This is a genomic window from Paenibacillus sp. FSL R7-0345, assembly GCF_038595055.1.
In the GTDB taxonomy this organism is placed as follows: Bacteria; Bacillota; Bacilli; order Paenibacillales; family Paenibacillaceae; genus Paenibacillus_AQ.
The window spans coordinates 52,414-73,144 of sequence record NZ_CP152002.1; the positions used below are offsets into that span (position 1 = coordinate 52,414).

Genomic DNA, 20,731 nt, shown 5'->3' on the forward strand with positions numbered 1-20,731 from the left:
TTGGTGCCGGAGGCCCCGCTTTCCTATTTGATCGCAGATCAAAGGGGGGCGGGGTTTTGTCGTCTGCCCGCTTGCGGTATAATATAGAAATTCATTTCATTATAGCGGTTATTGCTGCAGAAGCAGGTAAATTATGAAACCAGGCACATCAGGCTCCAAATTGCTGCAAGGGGCATTTATTCTCAGTGCGGCAGCGATTGTATCCAAGCTTATCGGTACCCTGCAAAAAATTCCGCTGCAGAACCTGGGCGGCGATGCTGTATTCGGGATTTATAACACCGTTAATCCGCTTTACACGATGCTGATTACAGTAGCCATGCTGGGCCTGCCTTCAGCCATTTCCAAGTTTGTAGCTGAAGCTTCGGCCGGAGGCGATGAAGCGGAGGGACGGAGGGTACTGAGGCTGTCGGCAGTTCTCACTGCGGTCTGCGGGATTGTCATCGGTATCCTTACCTATGCGGGCGCTCCTGTCATTGCCCGTATTGTAGGCAATTCGCACATTATACCGGCCCTGCATACCAGTGCCTTCGGGCTGGCGGCTGTTCCGCTTATGGCGGCTATGCGCGGTTACTTTCAGGGCCTGCATAATATGGTGCCGACGGCTGTCTCACAGGTTGTGGAGCAGTCGGTCCGCGTCATTGTCATGATTGCGCTGCTGCTGTATCTGACCGGGAGGGGGGCCGGGGCAGCCGAGATTGCAGCAGGCGCACTCATTGGCTCGGCAGCAGGCGGAGCAGCCGGGCTGATTGTCATGCTGCTCTTCTGGAGAAGGCACCGCCGGCAGACGGGCGGGCGGCTGGAAGGCAAGGACGGCTCAGCCGTTGTACAACCCCCTCGCGGCTATAATGCCGCACCGGCAGGCAAGACCAAACGGGCGGGCGCCTGGCAGCTGCTGGCCTACGGCCTGCCGGTGATGCTGGGAGCGCTCGCTGTGCCGCTGATCGGGCTTGTCGATGTATTCACCGTCCCGCGGCTGTTATCCTCGGCCTACGGGGAGTCGGCTTCAATGGCCCAGTTCGGCATCTATAACCGCGGTCTGCCGCTCGTGCAGATCGTGACGATGCTGGCGACCTCGCTGTCGGTCGTCTTCATCCCCGCGCTCGCGGAGGCGAAGTACCGCGGCGATGATGCCTTGATCCAGACCCGCTGCAGCCTGTCGCTGCGCTGGTTCTGGCTGCTGGGCCTGGCCGCTTCGGTCGGCCTGGCCGTTCTGGCAGAGCCGGTTAACGTGGCTCTGTACGGCGATGCCGCAGGCAGCGGCACGATGATGTGGCTGGCCTTTACCGCCGCCGGCGGTACCGTCAGCCTCATCTCTGCCGCGCTGCTGCAGGGCCTGGGCGCCGTGCGCGCGCCGGCGCTGCACCTGTTAGCCGCCGCTGCGCTGAAGGCGGCCCTCAACCTGCTGCTGGTGCCGCAGCAGGGCATTGCCGGCGCCGCCATCGCCAGCGTGGCGGCGCATGGGCTTGCAGCAGCGCTGAACGTGCTGCTGCTGCACCGGCAGGGCTATCTGCGGCTGCGCCTCGCAGATGCCCTGCTGAAGCCCGCGCTGCTGCTCGCGGGCCTGGGGCTTGCCGCCGCCGCGGTGAGCAGCGGCGCGGCCCTGGCCGCAGACGCCGCCGGGTTAGGCGGCGGGCGGATGGCCAGCCTGGCGCAGACGCTGCTGGGCGTGCTGGCCGGCTGCGTAGTCTTCGCGCTGGGCGCGGTCAGGCTGCGGCTGCTCGGCGAGAGCGAGCTGCGCCAGCTGCCGGGCTTCGGCCCTAAGCTGGCGGACAAGCTCAAGAAGCTGCGCCTGTTTCCTTAAGTGTGCAGTCAATAACCTGCACGATCCGGTTTTCTCCATAATTGATTCTTTATAACAATATCAAGCAAGATAGGCCTGCCCCCGGTTCAGCCGGCAATGGGATAGACCAAGAAGGAGTGTAACGGCATGAGTGCAAAATTAACAGTGGTTGGCCTGGGTTCAGGCAATCCGGACCGCCTGACGCTGGGTATTATCAAAAAGCTGCAGGCAGCATCAACCGTTTATGTAAGGACTGCAGAACATCCGGTGATGGCAGCCTTGACGGAGCTTGATATCCCGTCACAGTCCTTTGACGGGCTGTATGAGACACTGGATTCTTTTCCCGAGGTGTATGAAGCCATTACTTCCAGATTAATCGAAGAAGCGCTGGCTGCGCCTGACGGGACCGAACTGGTCTATGCGGTTCCGGGTCACCCGATGGTGGCGGAATCGGCCGTTTCCCAGCTGCGCCGCCGCTGTCCTGAAGCAGGGCTTACGCTGGAGATTCTCGGCGGTGAGAGCTTTCTGGATGAGGCATTCGTGCGGCTTGGCTTCGATCCGATCGAAGGCTTTCAGCTGCTGGATGCTTCGGGCATCCGCAGTTCACAGCTCCAGCCTGAGCTGCACACGCTGATCGGGCAGGTCTATGACAGCTTTACAGCATCAGAGACCAAGCTGTGCCTGATGGAGCTATACCCGCCGGAGTATGAAGTGATTGTCGGACATGCGCTTGGCGTGGAGCAGGAGGAGCAGATTCTCCGCGTGCCGCTGTATGAGCTGGACCGGATTGACGGGTACGGCAACCTGTCTCTGATCTATGTGCCGGCTAACCGGGAGGAGAGTGCACGCAGACGTACCTTTGCCCGGCTCCATGAAATTGTCGATACGCTGAGAAGCCCGGAAGGCTGCCCGTGGGACCGTGAGCAGACACACGAGTCGCTGCGCAAAAATCTGATTGAAGAAACCTATGAGGTGCTGGAAACGATCGATGAGGATGATCCGGACCACATGAAGGAGGAGCTGGGCGATCTGCTGCTGCAGATTATGCTCCATTCGCAGATTGAAGAGGAGCTTGGCACATTCAGTGTCTATGATGTTATTGAGGGACTGAATGACAAGCTGATATTCCGCCATCCGCATGTGTTTGGTGATATGAGTGCGGCTGATGCGGAGGAGGCGCTGAAGAACTGGGACGGCATGAAGGCGGAGGAGAAGCGGCTGAAGGGTATCAAACCGGAGGCTGAATCGGCGCTTAGCGGCGTTCCCCGTGATCTGCCGGCGCTTATGAAAGCCTATAAGCTGCAGAAGAAGGCTGCCAAGGTGGGCTTTGACTGGGATAATGTAACCGATGTTCTGGCCAAAATCCGTGAGGAGGCCGATGAGCTGCAGGAGGCCATCGAGAGCGGCGCGGCGGCGGAGGAGCAGATGCTGGAGCTGGGAGATCTGCTGTTCGCGGCAACCAATGCGGCGCGGTTTATCGGTGCAGATCCGGAAGAGGCGTTAACCCGTACCAACCGTAAGTTTGTATCACGGTTTGCTTACATTGAGCAGCAGCTGCTGGCTCAAGGCAAAAGTGTGAAGAACAGCACCCTGGAGGCCATGGAGCAGTTATGGCAGGAAGCCAAGCTGCAGGAGCGGAATTAATTACAGCAGGCTTTTGCATAAACTGTTACGCTAACCGTATAGCTGCGCCAGGAAGCGGCAATGCTGTGAATAAGGCTTCATCCTCTGGTTTCAAATGCCGTATGAGGTTTATAATGTAGTAGTGCTTGGAGCCGCCGCAGGCGTTTTTTCAAAAAAACGACGTTTTCCGGCAGGATTTCCAGGCGGCATCAAGAATATCATAAAGACGAAATGACGATTTGCGGCATATTTTCGCAGCTTATCGCGTTTCATTTATTTTTTTGTATCCTAGGAGGAACTTCAAATTATGAACAAGACAGATCTGGTAAACAACATTTCCGAAAAAAGCGGATTGGCCAAAAAAGATGTAGAAGCCGTACTGAACGGTGTACTTAGCGAAATTACTGATGCATTGTCCAAGGGCGATAAAGTGCAGCTGATCGGCTTCGGCACTTTCGAAACCCGCAAACGTTCCGGCCGCACCGGCCGTAACCCGCAATCGGGCACACCTATTGAAATCCCTGAATCGACTGTACCGGCCTTCAAGGCTGGCAACAAGCTCAAAGAAGCCGTTAACTAATGCGTCTTGACAAGTATTTGAAAGTATCCCGTTTAATCAAGCGCCGTACAGTGGCCAAGGATGTGTCCGAGCAGGGCCGGGTACTGATTAACGGTAAGGAATCGAAGCCAAGCAGCACTGTAAAGATCGGCGACGAGATTACAGTGCAGTTTGGCCAGAAGCTTGTAACAGTCAAAGTGGAAAAGCTGGTTGAAACCACCCGCAAGGATGAGGCAGCCGGGATGTACACGCTGCTCCGCGAGGAGCCTGTTGCCAAGAGCAGCGGACTTGACTGGTAGAAGCAACACGATATAACCCCAAGTACAGCCTTACGTCATGTAAAGCTGTACTTTTTTATATTTTCCGGAGAATCGTCAAGTTCTATAACCCCTCCACTCACCATAGATTAGAATCAAGAAGGAGGGGTACATGCTATGATCGAGCCAGTCAAAGTCAATAAGCAGCATGATCTGCACATGCGCAGCCGCAAGCAGCTGGAGCTGACAGGTGTGCAGAATGTAGAAAGCTTCGACAGCGAGGAGTTTCTGCTCCGTACGGAGCTTGGCCATCTCACCATCCGCGGGAGTCATTTACATATCAAAAACCTTAGCCTGGAGAACGGCATCCTGTCGCTGGAAGGCAATGTCCATTCCCTGATTTATCTCGATCCCGGAACACAGGGGAAAAACAAGGGCATACTGGGCAAGCTGTTTAAATGAATCCAGCCGTTCAATGGATGACCCTGATCTATATGATACTGGCCGGTTCAGCTATGGGAGTGACTTATGACAGCTACCGGGTGCTGTCGCTGAAGCTGAGCTTCCCAAAATGGCTGAATGCGCTGCTGGACCTGCTGTATTGGATATGCGCGGCGCTGCTTGTGTTTCGCATGCTGTATGCCGGAAATCAGGGTCAATTGAGGTTTTATGTCTTTTTAGGGCTCTTCCTAGGCGTATGGATCTATTTTTTGATCTTCAGTGTTACGGTACGGCGTTTTGTGGTAATGTTAATTCAGTCGGTCCAGTATACGTGCAGACTGCTATGGAGAGTCCTGGAAATCTTAATAGGTGTACCGCTGCGCTGGCTTTGGCGGCTTTGTAGAGGAACGCTGCTGCTGTTCGGCCGCATCCTGTTATTTATTTTGAAGCTGCTCTTGCGTCTGACCAAGCCAATTTGGGTATTTCCAGTAAGATGGCTTTCTCCATATACATCCAAGCTCTATGAGTCTGCCTGGATTCAGAGATCTATTGAACGGATAACCGCATGGTGGAAACGCTGACCTTACAATGGGGGTAAGACGCATGAACAGATTTGCTGCGGAAGAGAAGGGAACAGCAAGGAAGGCCTTGGCCGCAGGTGCGAAAAGAAGAAAGTTCATATGGCTTGCGGTAATGACAATATTCATCAGTTGGTCCGGTTACATTTTCTTTGTCCAGAGCGCTTCGATAGCGGACAAGAGTGAGGCGCTTGCCAAGAAGCAGGCAAGTAATGAGAGCGTAACAGCCTCGCTTAATCAGCTGAAATACGAAGTGTCACGGCTTAATGACGATGAGTATATCGGCCAGCTGGCACGGAAATGGTACAATATGTATCTTCCGGGCGAACTGCCGATCCGTACAGAGCAATCAAGGGAATAAAGCAGGCCAAATCAGGCTTTCGCTGTGTTGCCTTGATTTGTTCTTTACTGTATAATCAAATCACCGCAGACTGGATGAAGTTTATATTCGTCTGTATATTTTTAAGGGAGGATCATTTTATTCTATGGCAATTGAAGTGGGCACCAAGTTAGAGGGCAAGGTGACAGGCATCACGCATTTCGGAGCATTTGTGGATCTGTCAGGAGGTGTCACAGGTCTCGTTCACATTTCGGAAATCGCTGATAACTACGTCAAAGATGTTAACGATCATTTGAAGATTGCTGATGTAGTAACCGTCAAGGTGATCAATGTTGACAAGGACGGCAAGATCGGGCTTTCCATTAAGCAGGCTGTCGATAAGCCGGCATCAGAAGTACGTCCCCCAAGAGCTCCAAGACCAGAACGTCCAAGCGGTGGAGACCGTTTTAATGGCGGCGGTGGCGGCAGTGGTGGAGGCGGCGGTGGTTTTAATCGTGAACGGGGTGGGCGTCCATTCAAGCCTGCAGCCGGTAAACCTTCATTCGAGGATAAAATGTCACGCTTCCTGAAAGATAGCGAAGAACGGATATCTTCGATCAAGAAGAACACAGAAGGAAAGCGCGGCGGCCGTGGCGCCAAACGCGTGTAATCCGATACTTGTACAGCATAAATAACCGCAGGGGCATTTGCCTCTGCGGTTTTTTGTTATTATTTTGGGTTCCCCGCAAAGTACCTGAGTCAGGCTGCATGTTAATCTTCCGCTTTGTGCGGTTAATTTGTCGCCGCCCGGGAAATTGCCGACAGCATCCTTGAGGATTTCACATATCTCCGGGGCAATCGCTGACGAATATCCGCCGCCGGCTATTACACCACCTGTCAGCAATAGAGACTGTAAGGATGTCAATCCGGTGACCCGCAAGGGTTAGGCGGCAATTTCCAGATAATGTCGGCCCGGGCTTTTTTGTCGGAAATTTCTTATAAGCTGCTCTCTGTTTCTGACAAACTTTCATAGAATCATCGGCTTATAATGAGAACCATAAATTCTCAAACGGGTGGTGCGAAGGAATGAACAAAAGCAATGTGGTGAATTTGCCGGAGTGGACCAGAGCCGGAAGCAAAGACAAGGGGCAGAAGGAAGAGGCTTGGAGCACGCGAGTAAAGAACTGGACGTTGAAACAGCCGTTTATCCAGCTGATCTCGGTGAGAAAATGGACACTGCTGCTGAGTCTTATGGGCTTTCTGTTAGGACGGGCCATGATTTTGGACGAGCTGTCACCCTTTGCTGCAGCTTTCTTTGCTGTCATTATGTTTATGAGAAAAGACTCCACGCTGCCGGTGGCGGCAGCTGTGATTCTCGGAAGCCTGTTCACACCTTTCCCCGGAGCGCTTGTTGTGGCCTCTGAGCTGATTATCTTTTTCCTGATCTATAAAGGCATGGAAAACTTCCAGCGGATTGACCTTTCCTATGCGCCGCTTATGGTATTTGTCTCTTCGTTTATGGTCGGCCTGTTCCGGGTTGTGATCGGTCCGTCAATTGCCTGGTATCCGCTGATGATGTGTGCGGTTGATGCGCTGCTGGGATTTGTACTGACGCTGGTCTTTTTGCAGGCGCTTCCGCTGTTTACGTTTAAAATGAAAAGCCGGGCGCTGCGCAGTGATGAGATCCTATGCCTGATAATCTTGCTGGCGTCAGTAATGACAGGCCTTGTGGGCTGGACGGTAAGCGGTTTGTCGCTTGAACATATTCTGTCCAGATATCTGATTCTTCTCTTTGCACTCGCCGGAGGCGCACCGCTTGGAGCTGCGGTCGGGGTGGTAACCGGCCTGATTCTCAGTCTTGCCGATATCGGCGCTATCTATCAGATGAGCCTGCTTGCTTTTTCCGGTATGCTGTCCGGTATGATGCAGGCCGGACGCAAGGGAGCTGTATCCATGGGGATGCTGCTCGGTTCAACTATTCTGTCAGTTTACTTTCTCGGGCCCGGCGATGTTATGGCATCCACCTGGGAAACCTGCGCTGCTGTAGTATTATTTCTTCTAACACCGAAAGCAATCATTACGGCTATCGCCAAATACGTGCCGGGCACTGCCGATCACAGCCGTTCCCAGCATGAATATGCGCGGAGAGTCCGGGATATTACAGCTGAACGCGTTACCCAGTTCTCCCAGGTGTTTCAGCAGCTGTCGAGCAGCTTTGGCCAGATCCCCCGCGCTACTGAGGCCGGGAAAAGTGACCGTGAGATGGAGAATTTCATGAGCACCGTAACGGAGGGAGCCTGCGCCGGCTGCATCCGGCGGACACATTGCTGGGACGCGAAATTCTATCAGACTTATAAATATATGACGGATATGATGACTACTGTAGAAGAATGCCCGGATATTATGGCTGCCCAGCTGCCCCCGGAATGGAACCGGATCTGCGGAAAGACCTCGGAGGTGCTGGAAGTGATGAAAGGCCAGTATGAGCTTTACCAGCATGATATGCGCTGGAAACGTCAAATATACGACAGCCGCCAATTTGTTGCCGAGCAGCTGTCCGGTGTTTCCCAGGTCATGGAGGATCTGGCCAGGGAGATTAAGCGTGAGGGACAGGCTATGTACCGTCAGGAAGGCCAGATCCGTGAGGCGCTGGAGAAGCTGGGGCTGTCCATCCACAGTATCGAGATTCTCAGTCTCGATCCCGGACGGGTAGAGATTGAAATTGTCCATGCGTATACAAGGGGGTTCGACGAATGCCGCAAGATGATTGCGCCGCTGCTCTCCGACATACTGGAGGAAAATATTGCGGTTGTCAGCGAAACGGCAGTCCATCCCCGTGAAGGCCTGTCGATGGTTACCTTCGGCTCAGCCAAAGCATATGAGGTCAGCACCGGCGTAGCAGGTGCGGCAAAGGGCGGTGATATGCTCTCGGGTGACAGCTTCAGCACCGTGGAGCTGGGTAACGGTACCTTTGCCGTGTCGATCAGCGACGGCATGGGCAACGGGGAACGCGCCCGCATGGAGAGCAGCGCTGCACTATCCATGCTTGAAAAGCTGCTGCAGTCGGGCATGGATGAGAAGCTGGCAGTTAAGTCTGTCAATTCTATTTTGCTGCTGCGTTCACCGGATGAGTTCTATGCTACGGTCGATATGGCGCTGATTGACCAATATTCTGCGCAAACTACTTTTATGAAGATTGCCTCTGCACCAAGCTTTATCCGGCGGGGCAGCGAGGTGATTCCCATTACCTCCAGCAATCTGCCGATAGGCATCATCAAGGATATTGAGGTAGATCTGATCAGCATGGAGCTGTATCCGGGCGATATTCTCATTATGATGACCGACGGTATTTATGATGCGCCCGGATATGCCGTTAATAAAGAGATATGGATGAAACGGCTGATCCAGGAGCTTGAAGGCGATGACCCGCAGGATATGGCCGATGAGCTGCTGGACAAGGTGATCCGCTACCAGGGCAATGAGATCCATGATGACATGACCATTGTCGTCACCCGCCTGGACCATTACCATCCGCAGTGGTCCAGCGTGCATCTGCCCGGAATCGGCCGGATGGAGCGTCCGCGGACGGTAAGCTGATAGGCAGAGTCAGGTATTCTATCAAAGTATAGTTACCTTTCTTCGGCGGGCCCATTCACTAGACCCGCCCGTATTTGCCCACCTTTATTTCAAATGCCGCAGTTCCCCTAGGTTCGCCTTAATTGTTTTCATCTATTTTGCAGCCTAAGCGGCGTTTGAAATCTCTCAACCTTGGATATGCTAGAAAAGAGACAAGGCAAAGGGGAGTGAACGGGTTATGAGACAAATTCTGCTCATTACTGACGGTTGTTCAAACGTGGGGGAAAGTCCGGTGATGGCTGCGGCGCATGCCCGGCAGGAGGGAATCACCGTAAATGTTGTCGGAGTTGTCGACTATGGGACAATCGGGGAGCTGGGCAGCCGGGAGATTGCCGATATCGCCAAGGCCGGCGGGGGAATAAGCCGGATTGTCGGCACGCCGCAGCTTGCGCAGACCATGCAGATGATGACGCGGAAGACCGTGGTTCAGACCATTCAGCAGGCGGTTAATAAAGAGGTAAAAAAAATTCTGGGTGAAGGCTCGCTGGAGGATTTACCCCCGGCCAAGCGCTCACAGGTTGTAACTGTAGTGGATGAGCTTACTGAAACAACACCACTGAAGATTGCTCTGCTTATTGATGCCAGTGCCAGCATGAAGCCCAAGCTTGCTGCGGTTGAGGAAGCAATCCGTGACCTGGCACTTAGTCTGGAAGCCCGCGAAGGGCGCAGCGAAATTGCCGTGTTTCATTTTCCGGGACGTTCCAGCAGTGAGGATGCCGCACTTGATATGGACTGGAGCAGCGACGTAGCCGGGATTCGCTCGCTTTTCGGCAGAATGAAGATGAGGGGGGCTACTCCGACTGGACCTGCTATTTTCAGAGTGCTTGAGCATTACCGTTATGATAAACTGGATGAACACCGTGAGCGCTTTGAGAGCGAAGAACACGATGAACGAGAAGGGATGATTGGTGGGTATGTCGTCTAATCCACCCTATCCAGTAGGCACAGTAATTACAGGCAAATGGCGGGGCAACCGCTATGTCGTCGAACGGATGCTGGGAAAAGGGGCGAACGGAACCGTATATCTCGTACAGCGGGAAGGCAGACGGGAGAAGTATGCGCTAAAGGTCGGTAACGATACCCTTGAGCTGCAGTCCGAAATCAATGTGCTGACCTCCCTTCAATCCTGCCGCAAGCGCAGCGAGCACCGGGCCCGCCGTGAATCTCCGCTGTCCTCATTCCTGCTGGAATCCGATGATTTTAAAGATGGCGTCAATGAACCGTTTTATGTCATGCGTTATGTAGAGGGACGGCCGCTGCACCGCTTTTTGGCCAAACAAGGAGCCTCCTGGCTGGGACTGGTCGGACTCCGGGTGCTGGAGAAGCTGCAGAAGCTGCACGAATGCGGCTTTGTATTCGGTGACTTGAAGCCGGAAAATGTGATGGTATCGGATTACGGCGAAGCCGAGCTGATCGATTATGGCGGCGCAAGCCCGATGGGACGCAGTGTCAAGCAGTTTACCGAGTGGCATGACCGCGGCTTCTGGAACGCCGGCAGCCGTACCGGGGACGAGAGCTATGATTTGTTTTCCTTTGCTGTATTATGCCTGCGCCTTCTAAATGAAGAAGGGCTCAAGGCATGTGCCCTCCAGCTTCCGCAGACGCGGAACGTGGATGATTTGATGCGCCTGGCCAGAAACCTTCCTGACAAGAAGCTTTCCTCCTGGCTGTGTCTGGCACTGAAGGGCGGATTTCCCGGATCAGCGCAGGCCGCGGCTGTCTGGAAGCAGCATATCTACGGTCAGCGGAAGCAGGAGAAGGAAGTCATGGCTACTCCGCGCTGGCTCAAGAATGCTTTTATGTTATCATTGTTTGTACTGGCCTTTACAATTTACTGGGTGATCCGGTTTTGACATTATACATATGATCCGGGGTCGGCATGAAGCTGAACCACTTGTATATCAACAGGCAGGAAAGGAAGCCGCAGATGGAGCAGATGAATGAACTGGTGCAGTCCGTGATGGAGTCCGCGGCTGAGCATGAGCTGTGGGCGCCCCATGACACTCTCGTAGTCGCAGTTTCCGGAGGGCCGGACTCTGTGGCTCTTTTGCGTATCCTGCATGAAATATCCCGGAAATGGACACCGCTAAAGCTGATATGCGCCCATGTAAACCACGGGTTCCGGGAAGAGTCGCATGAAGAGGCCGAATTTGTCCGTGCACTTTCTGCTGAGCTCGGTTTACCGTTTGAGCTGGCCGAATTCGATATTCCTTCGCTGGCAAAGAGCAGCGGGCTCGGACCGGAGGGGACCGCCAGGGAGAAAAGATACGGGTTTTTAATAGAAACAGCCCTGCGACACGGGGCGCGTGCGGTCGCGCTGGCACATCATGCGGATGATCAGGCGGAAACAGTGCTGATGCGGATGCTGCGCGGAAGCGGTCCTTCAGGACTCGCCGGAATGCGCTGGAAAAGAACCGAAAAAAAGGTGGAACTCATCCGCCCCTTCCTGCGTATTAACAAAACAGCTCTTACCGGCCTATGCCGGGAGAGGGGTTACGAATACGTGCTGGATGCCAGCAATCTGCTCACGCATTACAAGCGGAATGCAGTCCGGCTGGAGCTGCTGCCCATGCTGGAGAAATATAATCCCAGGGTGAAGCAGTCACTCCTGCAGCTGGCCGAAATAACCGGGGCGGAAGACGAGTTTATGGAGGCGAATGCGCTAAAATGCTTCGAAGAGCTGGTTTTGGTGAAGCATGGAAAATACACCTTGCAAAGAGCTGCATTCGCGGCCGTGCCGTCCGCTTTACAACGGCGTTTGATTAAACTAATATTAAATTATCTGTCGGCGGATGCTGTATCACCTGATTTTTTCAAGATTGAAGCAGTACGCCGGGGAACGCTGCAGGAGCAGCCCACCGTATGGACTCTGGACTTGGGTGGGAAGCTGATCTGTGAGCGGCAGTATGATACCATTGTATTCTCGTCCAAGCCTCAGCAGCGGCAGGTTAGCTATACATATCGGTTGTCCTTGCCCCATTCCCGCCTTGAAATCGGAGAGATTGGAAAAGCAATGGCAATGACGGTGCTGGAGAGGGAAAGCTTTGCTTTACAGGGGGAGGATTCAGGGAAGACATCAGCCTGGTTTGACAGCACGGAGCTGGCTATGCCGCTGACTGTCCGTTCCCGGTTGCCTGGAGATACCATAAGGGTTATGGGATTAAACGGAAGCAAAAAGGTAAAAGATATTTACATTGATGATAAAATACCTGCTTCCGAACGTTCCAGAATTCCCCTCGTTTGTGATGCTGCAGGCAATATCGTCTGGATTCCGGGCGTTAGACGCTCGATGCATGCCGCAGTAGGGCGGCACACGGCCTCGGTTCTGCTTATAACTCTGGAGGATCTGGAGAAAAGCGAAGAAGCGTAATGGTCGAAGTAAGTCTTTCATAGTATAACTTAGGAGGTTCGCAAGTTGCAGAATGATATTCAGGAAATCTTGATCAGCGAAGAGGAAATTCAACAAAGAATCAGGGAGCTTGGCGCCCAGCTGAGCGAAGAATACGCAGGACGCACGCCTTTAGTGATTTGTGTACTCAAAGGTGCGTTTATCTTTATGGCAGATCTGGTTAAAGTGATTACAGTACCTGTCGAAATGGACTTCATGGCTGTATCCAGCTATGGCGGTACAACCAAGTCATCCGGCATAGTCAAGATCATCAAGGATCTGGACACTTCGGTCGAAGGCCGCGATGTTCTGATTGTAGAGGACATTATCGACAGTGGCCTCACGCTCAGCTATCTGATTGACATGCTGCAGGGCCGCAATGCTGCTTCCATTAAAGTAGTAACCCTGTTTGACAAGCCGTCAGGCCGCGCAGTTACTCTTGAGGCCGAGTATACCGGTTTCGTGATTCCTGATGCTTTCCTGGTTGGCTATGGTCTGGACTATGCCGAGCTGTACCGGAACCTCCCTTATGTCGGTGTGCTGAAGCCTGAAATTTACACCAAATAAACTAGTCGACAGCCTTAGATCCACGGATCAGATTCCCGGGCCTGATGTTATTTGAGGACTCCGGGCAGGCTATGGTACAATAACTTGAGCGTTGTGAGAGGAGGTAGGGGATGAATCGGTTCATCCGGAATTCTGGTTTTTATTTGATTTTATTTTTAGTCGTGGTGGGCATTGTCCAGTTTGTCAGCAATGGAAATGAATCCGCCGATTTCCCTAGATACGATGAGTTACGACAGGAGATCAAAGCCAACAATGTGAAAAGTATGACGATTCAGTTTGAAGGTAACGCTTTTCTGGTTACCGGCGAATACAAAAATTTGCCGACTGATACCAAATCGAAAAACTTCTCCACATATGTACCTCCTACAGATGCAGCGATTAATGAGCTCATTGCCGCCAGTGATTCCAATGGCGTTGAATTGACTCAGAAGAAAATGGAAGGTGACAGCATCTGGCTGACATTCCTTTCTTCCATTATCCCGCTGGTTATTATGTTCATCCTGTTCTTCTTCCTGTTCAATAATGCGCAGGGCGGCGGCGGCAAAGTAATGAACTTTGGCAAGAGCAAAGCCCGCCTGTACAACGAAGAGAAGAAGAAAATCAGCTTCGAAGACGTTGCCGGTGCTGATGAAGAGAAACAGGAGCTCGTTGAAGTCGTTGAATTCCTGAAGGACCCGCGCAAGTTTGCTGCAGTGGGTGCCCGTATTCCGAAAGGGGTACTGCTGGTCGGCCCTCCAGGTACAGGTAAAACCTTGCTGGCCCGTGCAGTTGCCGGTGAAGCAGGCGTTCCATTCTTCAGTATTTCCGGTTCTGACTTTGTAGAAATGTTTGTCGGTGTCGGTGCTTCCCGTGTACGTGACTTGTTCGAGAATGCCAAGAAGAACGCTCCATGTATCATCTTCATTGATGAAATTGATGCAGTGGGCCGTCAGCGCGGCGCCGGACTCGGCGGCGGACATGATGAGCGCGAACAGACACTCAACCAATTGCTCGTTGAAATGGACGGCTTTGGCGGCAACGAAGGCATTATCATTGTCGCGGCAACTAACCGCGCAGACATACTTGACCCGGCACTGCTACGTCCGGGACGTTTCGACCGTCAGATTACGGTTGACCGCCCTGATGTGAAAGGCCGTGAAGCTGTACTGAAGGTTCACTCCCGTAACAAACCGCTTACGAAGGATGTAAGACTGGATGTTATCGCTAAGCGTACTACCGGCTTTACCGGTGCGGATCTTGAGAACCTGCTCAATGAAGCAGCACTCCTCGCCGCACGCCGTAACCGCAAGGATATCGGTATGCGCGAAGTGGATGAAGCGATCGACCGCGTTATCGTTGGTACTGAGAAACGCAGCCGCGTTATCAGCGACCGTGAGAAACGCATCGTTGCTTACCACGAAGCAGGCCATACCATTGCAGGTTATTTCCTGGAACATGCGGACATGGTCCACAAGGTTACCATTATTCCGCGCGGACGCGCCGGCGGATATGTCATTATGCTTCCTAAGGAAGACAGCATGCTTGTTACCAAGAATGAATTGCTTGATCGGGTAACCGGACTTCTCGGCGGACGCGTTGCTGAAGAATTGTTCATCGGCGAGATCGGTACAGGAGCCTACAGCGACTTCCAGCAGGCCACAAGCATTGTACGCAGCATGATTATGCAGTACGGTATGAGTGATAAGCTGGGACCTATGCAGTTCGGTACTTCCCAGGGTCAGGTATTCCTGGGCCGCGATATCGGGCATGAGCAGAACTACAGTGATTCCATTGCTTACGAAATTGATCAGGAAATGCAGAGCTTTATCAATAGCTGCTACGAGCGCTGCCGTGAGCTGTTGACCAAGTACTCCAAGGAAATGCACCTGATTGCGAACACCCTCCTTGAGAAGGAAACACTGGAGCTTGATCAGATCAAAGAACTGATTGAGCAGGGTTACCTGAGCGAGGATGGCAAACCGGCTGAAGTACCGGGCGTGTCCCATGAAGCCGGTGAACCCGTTATTGATTCAATCGGTGATGTGCGTGTCCGCATCCAAGGCAAAAATGATGAAACGCCATCAACTTTGCCGGATCTGACCAAGGACATTCCGAACAAGCCGGATTCCGGAGACGGAAATGATCCGAACGGCGGTAATAAAGACGGAGGCGGCAACCTCGTCTAATCTATAATGTAAGCCGGAAAGAACGGCGTACCGGAGAACCTGATGGTTCTCCGGTTTTTTTATGGAATAATAGGCCGCGGGCCTGCCTGACCATTAATTGTCATTCCGACTGTTTATTGTCCCGCAAGCAGGCAGAATCACGTTCGTTACATTGACAGTGGGGATTACGTTGTGTACATTAGTGATTAACTATTAAAATATAAATAATCCATGAAATAGGCATAGCAGCCATTAGACTTAAGGGGGAAACTTAACCGTGGAAGCTCTGGCGCTTGAGCGCAAACAGGAACAAAACCGCGAACTTCGTGGGCGCCTCGAACAGCTTAAGAAGGAACGTAATGCAATTATTCTGGCTCATTATTATCAGCGTGATGAAATTCAAGAGGTAGCTGATTTCCGGGGCGACTCTTTTTTGCTTGCTCAAAAGGCGGCAGAGACTGATGCGGAAGTTATTGTTTTTTGCGGTGTTCACTTTATGGGAGAAAGCGCTAAAATTCTGGCTCCGAACAAAACCGTTATTATTCCTGATGAACGCGCAGGCTGCCCGATGGCTGACATGGTTAATGTGGATGGACTCCGCAGACTCAAGGCCCAGCATCCGAATGCCAAGGTTGTTACTTATATTAACTCATCCGCCGAAATCAAAGCAGAGACGGATATTTGCTGTACCTCGGCGAATGCAGTCAGAGTTATAGAATCGCTTGATGCCGAAGAAATCATCTGGGTGCCTGATAAGAACCTGGGACATTATGTTCAGGAAAAGACCGGGAAGAAGCTGATTATCTGGGAAGGCTACTGCAACACCCACGATATGCTTACGGTTAAAGATGTAATCGAAATGAAGGCCAAATATCCGGAGGCTGAATTTGTGGTACACCCGGAATGCCGGCCTGAGGTTGTTGCCATGGGCGATTATGTAGGAAGTACCACCTCTATCATTGATTATTGCCGGAAATCGGACCGCCGGCAGTTCATCGTTGGAACAGAGGACGGTACAGGATACCAGCTGCGGCTGGATAGCCCTGATAAGGAATTCCATTTTGCCACAAAGTTCCTGGTTTGCCCTAATATGAAGGTCAATAATCTAAAGAAGCTGGTTAAATGCCTGGAGACGATGAAGCCGCAGATATACGTACCGCCCGCTGTCGCCGACAAAGCCAGAACCTCCCTAGAGCGCATGCTACAAGTCCGGTAGCATGCGCTACTCTTTCGTTGAAACAGGTGAATAGCGGTCATGATTCCACAATATTTAGTAGATTTCGATGTTCGCGGGCTTCCGGCAGTTAGAACAGACGTTGTTGTAATCGGTTCAGGCATTGCAGGCCTGTTTACTGCCATCAAAGCGGCTGAAGACCGTAAGGTTATCGTGCTTACCAAGAAATCGTTGATGGAGAGCAATACCCGGTATGCACAGGGCGGGATTGCTGCGGTTTTCTCGGCAGAAGACTCTCCGGTGTATCACCGGCAGGACACGCTGCTGGCAGGTGCCGGTCTCAATTCATCGGCTGCAGTGGATGTATTAGTTCATGAAGGACCGGAGGGCGTACGTGAGCTGATCCGGCTGGGCACTATATTTGATGAGGAGAACGGTGTGCCGGCTCTGACTAAAGAAGGAGCTCATAGCCACCGTCGTATTTTGCATGCCAATGGTGACGCAACCGGATATGAAATTGTACGGGCGCTAATTGAGCAGGTGAAGCAGGATAACAATATTGAGGTCTGGGATGATCATTTTGTCATTGATCTGATTACGGAAGACGGGGAATGCGCCGGGGCGCTGGTCCAGCGTCCTAATGGTGAAAGGCTGTTCCTGCAGGCAGATGCTACGGTTCTCTGTTCGGGGGGAGCGGGACAATTGTACCGCTACACCACAAATCCTGAGGTGGCCACCGGTGACGGGGTGGCCATTGCCTACCGGGCAGGAGCCCATATACGGGATATGGAATTCATCCAGTTCCATCCGACAGCACTCAGTTACCCCGGGGCACCGCGGTTTCTGATCTCCGAAGCGCTCCGGGGAGAAGGGGCCGTACTGCGCAATATTCATGGGGAACGCTTCATGGAACGGTATCATGAGCTGCTTGAGCTCGCGCCCCGTGATATTGTGGCCCGGGCTATAGTTAGCGAGATGGAGCTTACCAAATCGACCTTTGTCTTTCTTGATATCACCCATGAGCCGGCGGATATGGTGAAGCATCGCTTTCCTACGATATATGAGACCTGTATGAGTTACGGACTCGATATTACAAGTGACTGGATTCCAGTGGCCCCTGCTGCGCATTATATGATGGGGGGCATCAAAACCGATTTAAACGGAGAAAGCAATATCGCCCGGCTGTTTGCCTGCGGGGAAGTGTCTTCAACCGGAGTACAGGGGGCTAACCGTCTGGCAAGTAACTCTCTGTCTGAAGCCATTGTATTTGGACGGCGGATTACGGAGCGTATCCGTGAGCTTGCTCCTGCCGACTGGACCAGCCTGTCAGCCGGTTCTGATAAAGGGCGTACAGAATCGCCGATCCAGGCTATTGTGGAACGGCGGCTGAAGCTGCAGAAGGTAATGGTCCGTTATGCCGGTCTGCGGCGCAATGAAGGAATGCTTAACAAAGGACTGGATGAGTTGAAGCGGCAGCTGCCGATATTTAATGCTGCACTTACCAAGCGTGAAGAATATGAGTTTGCCAATATGCTTACCTGTTCCCTGCTGATCACTGAGTCGGCACTCTCACGGCAGGAAAGCCGCGGAGCCCATTACCGGGAGGATTATCCGCTGCGCGATGATGCGAAGTGGCAGAAACATCTGCTTCAGATCCGTGATCTGGGCATAGTGGAGGAATTTAGTGATGATGTTTAATGGATATAACGAAGAACTGGTACAGCTGATCAAAAACTGGCTGCAGGAAGATGTAGGCTCCGGTGATATTACAACCCGGACCACCATACCGGCCGGACATGAATCCAAAGGTATTATTCATGCAAAGGAGGCCGGGATAATCTGCGGTCTGCCTGTAGCAAAGCTGGTATTTGAAGTCGTTGATCCGTCTCTCGTGTTTACACCGCTGGTTCAAGAGGGGCAGGAGGTGTCCAAAGGAACGGTAATTGCCGAAGTGGAAGGAAGCACTCATGCCATTTTGACGGGCGAGCGGCTTGCGCTTAATCTGATGCAGCGGCTGTCGGGAGTCGCTTCACGGACTGCTTCCTTTATAAAGATTCTGGACGGTCTGCCGACACGGCTGGTTGATACACGCAAGACAACACCCGGTCACCGGATGCTGGAGAAATATGCTGTGCGTGTCGGAGGCGGAGCGAATCACCGGTTCGGCTTATATGATGCTGTGATGATAAAGGATAATCATATCAAAGGTGCCGGCGGTATTCTTCAGGCTGTCGGGCGGGCCCGGGCGAACATCCCGCATACCATGATGATTGAAGTGGAAACAGAGAGTCTGGAGCAGGTAGAAGAGGCTCTTAAGGCCGGAGCGGATATCATCATGCTGGATAACATGGATCCTGAGCTGATGAAGGAAGCTGTCAGAAGAATCAAGACCAAGTCACCCCATGTCAAGACGGAAGCCTCCGGCAATGTATCTCTGGAGACAGTGCGCCGGATCGCGGAATCCGGTGTAGATGTGATTTCAGTGGGCCGGCTGACGTATTCCTTTGAAAGTCTGGATATCAGCCTCGACCTGAATGCCCGGAAGGAGGGTCCGCTGTCATGATGCTTGCAGTTGATATCGGGAATACTAACATTGTGCTGGGCATATACCGGAAGCGCGAGCTGCTGCATCATTTCAGGCTCAGTACGGCCCGCCAGTCCACAGTTGATGAATACGGGGTATTGATTCATAATCTGTTTCAAATGTCGAATATGTCCTTCAAGGATGTGGAGGGAGTCATTATCTCCTCTGTTGTGCCTCCGCTCGTTCAGGTCATTGTTGAAATGTGTGTAAAATATATCGGTAAAGATCCGCTGCTTGTAGGTCCCGGTATCAAAACCGGCCTTAATCTACGGTATGAAAATCCCCGCGAAGTCGGAGCTGACCGGATTGTTAATGCAGTTGCTGCTATTGAACAGTATAAATGTCCGCTTGTAGTTGTTGATTTCGGGACTGCAACGACCTTTGACTGCATCGATGCTGGCGCCAACTACCTGGGCGGAGCGATCGTTCCGGGGCTCGGTATTTCAACTGAAGCCTTATATCAGCGTGCCTCAAAGCTGCCGCGGATTGAGCTGGAGAAGCCCAAAAAAGTAATTGGGCGCAATACCGTGCATGCCATGCAGGCCGGGATTATTTTCGGATATGCGGGGCAGGTTGAGGGGATTGTACGCAGAATCAAGCAGGAGATGAATGCACCGGTGCTGAAGGTTATTGCTACAGGCGGTCTGGCTACACTGATTGCCGGAGAAACAGACTGCATAGATGAAGTGAATCCGATGCTTACCCTGGAAGGCCTGCGCATTATTTATGACCGTAACCAATAAAGATAAAGAAGCCTGAATCAGGCTCAGAGACAGGAGGGTATGACCCAATGGAAAAGAAACAGGACCGGCTGGTCCGCGGAACTGCACTGCACGGCAGAGTCCGGGCATTTGCTGTGCGGACGACAGAGCTTGTTGATGAATTGCGGCGCAGACATGATACTTACCCGACGGCTACGGCTGCACTGGGCCGTACAGTAACTGCTGCAGCTATGATGGGTGCTATGCTCAAGGGTGAAGAGAAGCTTACAGTGATGGTTAAAGGGAATGGACCAATCGGCCAGATTACTGCAGAATCCAATGCCCGCGGAGAAGTCCGCGGCTATGTAACCAACCCGCATGTTCATCTGCCGAGCAACAGTCTTGGTAAACTGGATGTGGCGGGCGCCGTAGGAACGGAAGGCTTTATCGACGTCAGCAAGGATTTGGGGCTCAAGGAGCCTTACCGCGGCAGCGTCCCGATTGTATCGGGCGAGCTGGGCGATGATTTTACGTATTACTTTGCGATTTCTGAACAGACGCCGGCGGCAGTCGGGCTTGGTGTGCTGGTTGAGACGGACAACTCGGTACGCGTGGCCGGCGGATTCATTATCCAGCTGCTTCCCGGTCTTACCGATGCCGAAATCAGCGAAATTGAGCAGACACTGAGCACAATGCCTTCGGTTACAGCACTGCTGGATCAGGGGCTTGAGCCGGAGGAGATGCTGACCTATCTTTTGCCGGACGCAGTTATCCTTGATGGACTGGATATTGTGTTTAAATGCCAATGCTCGCGTGAACGGGTTGAGCAGACACTGATCAGCCTGGGCGAGCACGAACTGGAACGCTTAATAGAAGAAGATGATCAGGCCGAAGTTGTATGTCATTTCTGCAACGAAGCCTATGTATTTAATAAGGATGAATTGCAGGTAATCCTGGATCAAGCAAGATCGTAGGCTTAT

Annotated in this window: 20 protein-coding genes; 19 read left to right on the forward strand and 1 reads right to left on the reverse strand. The window is 52.6% G+C overall.

Translation table 11 applies throughout. The annotated features are described in order from the left end of the window. The first annotated feature begins 133 nt into the window (after positions 1 to 133). Complete coding sequence (locus tag NST84_RS00240; RefSeq protein WP_342563712.1) at positions 134 to 1,801, forward strand: polysaccharide biosynthesis protein; 1,668 nt, start codon at positions 134 to 136, stop codon at positions 1,799 to 1,801. A gap of 126 nt (positions 1,802 to 1,927) precedes the next feature. Continuing rightward, complete coding sequence (gene mazG / locus NST84_RS00245; protein WP_342563713.1) at positions 1,928 to 3,424, forward strand: nucleoside triphosphate pyrophosphohydrolase; 1,497 nt, start codon at positions 1,928 to 1,930, stop codon at positions 3,422 to 3,424. Between the two features lie 108 nt (positions 3,425 to 3,532). Here mazG and NST84_RS00250 read toward each other — a convergent pair whose 3' ends face one another. Next, complete coding sequence (locus NST84_RS00250; protein WP_342563714.1) at positions 3,533 to 3,676, reverse strand: hypothetical protein; 144 nt, start codon at positions 3,674 to 3,676, stop codon at positions 3,533 to 3,535. A 34-nt stretch (positions 3,677 to 3,710) separates the two neighbouring features. On the opposite strand from NST84_RS00250, the gene NST84_RS00255 reads away from it, so the two are divergent. The 17 genes from NST84_RS00255 (at position 3,711) to hslO (ending at position 20,725) form a co-directional block, all read left to right on the forward strand. Next, complete coding sequence (locus NST84_RS00255; protein ID WP_039868883.1) at positions 3,711 to 3,983, forward strand: HU family DNA-binding protein; 273 nt, start codon at positions 3,711 to 3,713, stop codon at positions 3,981 to 3,983. After that, positions 3,983 to 4,261, forward strand: coding sequence for an RNA-binding S4 domain-containing protein (locus tag NST84_RS00260; protein ID WP_042171862.1), 279 nt, complete (start codon positions 3,983 to 3,985; stop codon positions 4,259 to 4,261). The genes NST84_RS00255 and NST84_RS00260 overlap by 1 nt, the downstream gene beginning before the upstream one ends. Positions 4,262 to 4,396: 135 nt before the next feature. Continuing rightward, complete coding sequence (gene yabP, locus NST84_RS00265) at positions 4,397 to 4,681, forward strand: sporulation protein YabP (protein WP_221803634.1); 285 nt, start codon at positions 4,397 to 4,399, stop codon at positions 4,679 to 4,681. Continuing rightward, positions 4,678 to 5,241 carry a spore cortex biosynthesis protein YabQ gene (yabQ, locus tag NST84_RS00270; protein ID WP_342563715.1) on the forward strand — a complete coding sequence of 188 codons (564 nt, stop codon included), beginning with the start codon at positions 4,678 to 4,680 and terminating at the stop codon, positions 5,239 to 5,241. The genes yabP and yabQ overlap by 4 nt, the downstream gene beginning before the upstream one ends. A gap of 22 nt (positions 5,242 to 5,263) precedes the next feature. Next, positions 5,264 to 5,599 (forward strand): septum formation initiator family protein, encoded by a 336-nt coding sequence (locus NST84_RS00275; RefSeq protein ID WP_342563716.1) that lies wholly within the window; start codon positions 5,264 to 5,266, stop codon positions 5,597 to 5,599. Positions 5,600 to 5,723: 124 nt separating this feature from the next. Next, entirely contained in the window at positions 5,724 to 6,227 is a 504-nt protein-coding gene (locus tag NST84_RS00280) for a S1 domain-containing RNA-binding protein (RefSeq protein WP_342563717.1), read from the forward strand. Positions 6,228 to 6,643: 416 nt separating this feature from the next. Next, positions 6,644 to 9,154: a stage II sporulation protein E gene (spoIIE, locus tag NST84_RS00285; protein WP_342563718.1), complete on the forward strand. Its 2,511-nt coding sequence runs from the start codon at positions 6,644 to 6,646 to the stop codon at positions 9,152 to 9,154. A gap of 217 nt (positions 9,155 to 9,371) precedes the next feature. Then, a complete protein-coding gene (locus NST84_RS00290; protein ID WP_342563719.1) occupies positions 9,372 to 10,118 on the forward strand; it encodes a vWA domain-containing protein in 747 nt (248 codons plus the stop codon). Further along, positions 10,108 to 11,046: a serine/threonine protein kinase gene (locus NST84_RS00295; protein ID WP_342563720.1), complete on the forward strand. Its 939-nt coding sequence runs from the start codon at positions 10,108 to 10,110 to the stop codon at positions 11,044 to 11,046. Before NST84_RS00290 ends, NST84_RS00295 begins: the two co-directional genes overlap by 11 nt. A gap of 74 nt (positions 11,047 to 11,120) precedes the next feature. After that, entirely contained in the window at positions 11,121 to 12,563 is a 1,443-nt protein-coding gene (gene tilS / locus NST84_RS00300; RefSeq protein ID WP_342566304.1) for a tRNA lysidine(34) synthetase TilS, read from the forward strand. A 45-nt stretch (positions 12,564 to 12,608) separates the two neighbouring features. Further along, on the forward strand, positions 12,609 to 13,148 hold the full coding sequence (gene hpt, locus NST84_RS00305; protein WP_039868902.1) for a hypoxanthine phosphoribosyltransferase: 540 nt from the start codon (positions 12,609 to 12,611) through the stop codon (positions 13,146 to 13,148). 110 nt (positions 13,149 to 13,258) lie between these two features. Next, positions 13,259 to 15,313, forward strand: a complete 2,055-nt coding sequence (gene ftsH / locus NST84_RS00310; protein ID WP_342563721.1) for an ATP-dependent zinc metalloprotease FtsH — start codon at positions 13,259 to 13,261, stop codon at positions 15,311 to 15,313. A 256-nt stretch (positions 15,314 to 15,569) separates the two neighbouring features. Continuing rightward, complete coding sequence (gene nadA, locus NST84_RS00315) at positions 15,570 to 16,508, forward strand: quinolinate synthase NadA (protein WP_342563722.1); 939 nt, start codon at positions 15,570 to 15,572, stop codon at positions 16,506 to 16,508. A 39-nt stretch (positions 16,509 to 16,547) separates the two neighbouring features. Beyond that, a complete protein-coding gene (gene nadB, locus NST84_RS00320) occupies positions 16,548 to 18,164 on the forward strand; it encodes an L-aspartate oxidase (protein ID WP_342563723.1) in 1,617 nt (538 codons plus the stop codon). After that, the gene (nadC, locus tag NST84_RS00325) at positions 18,154 to 19,029 is read left to right on the forward strand and encodes a carboxylating nicotinate-nucleotide diphosphorylase (RefSeq protein ID WP_342563724.1); all 876 of its coding nucleotides are present in this window, start codon (positions 18,154 to 18,156) and stop codon (positions 19,027 to 19,029) included. The genes nadB and nadC overlap by 11 nt, the downstream gene beginning before the upstream one ends. Next, a complete protein-coding gene (locus NST84_RS00330) occupies positions 19,026 to 19,793 on the forward strand; it encodes a type III pantothenate kinase (protein WP_342563725.1) in 768 nt (255 codons plus the stop codon). The genes nadC and NST84_RS00330 overlap by 4 nt, the downstream gene beginning before the upstream one ends. Positions 19,794 to 19,840: 47 nt before the next feature. Then, the gene (hslO, locus tag NST84_RS00335; RefSeq protein ID WP_342563726.1) at positions 19,841 to 20,725 is read left to right on the forward strand and encodes an Hsp33 family molecular chaperone HslO; all 885 of its coding nucleotides are present in this window, start codon (positions 19,841 to 19,843) and stop codon (positions 20,723 to 20,725) included. The last annotated feature ends 6 nt before the right edge of the window (positions 20,726 to 20,731 follow it).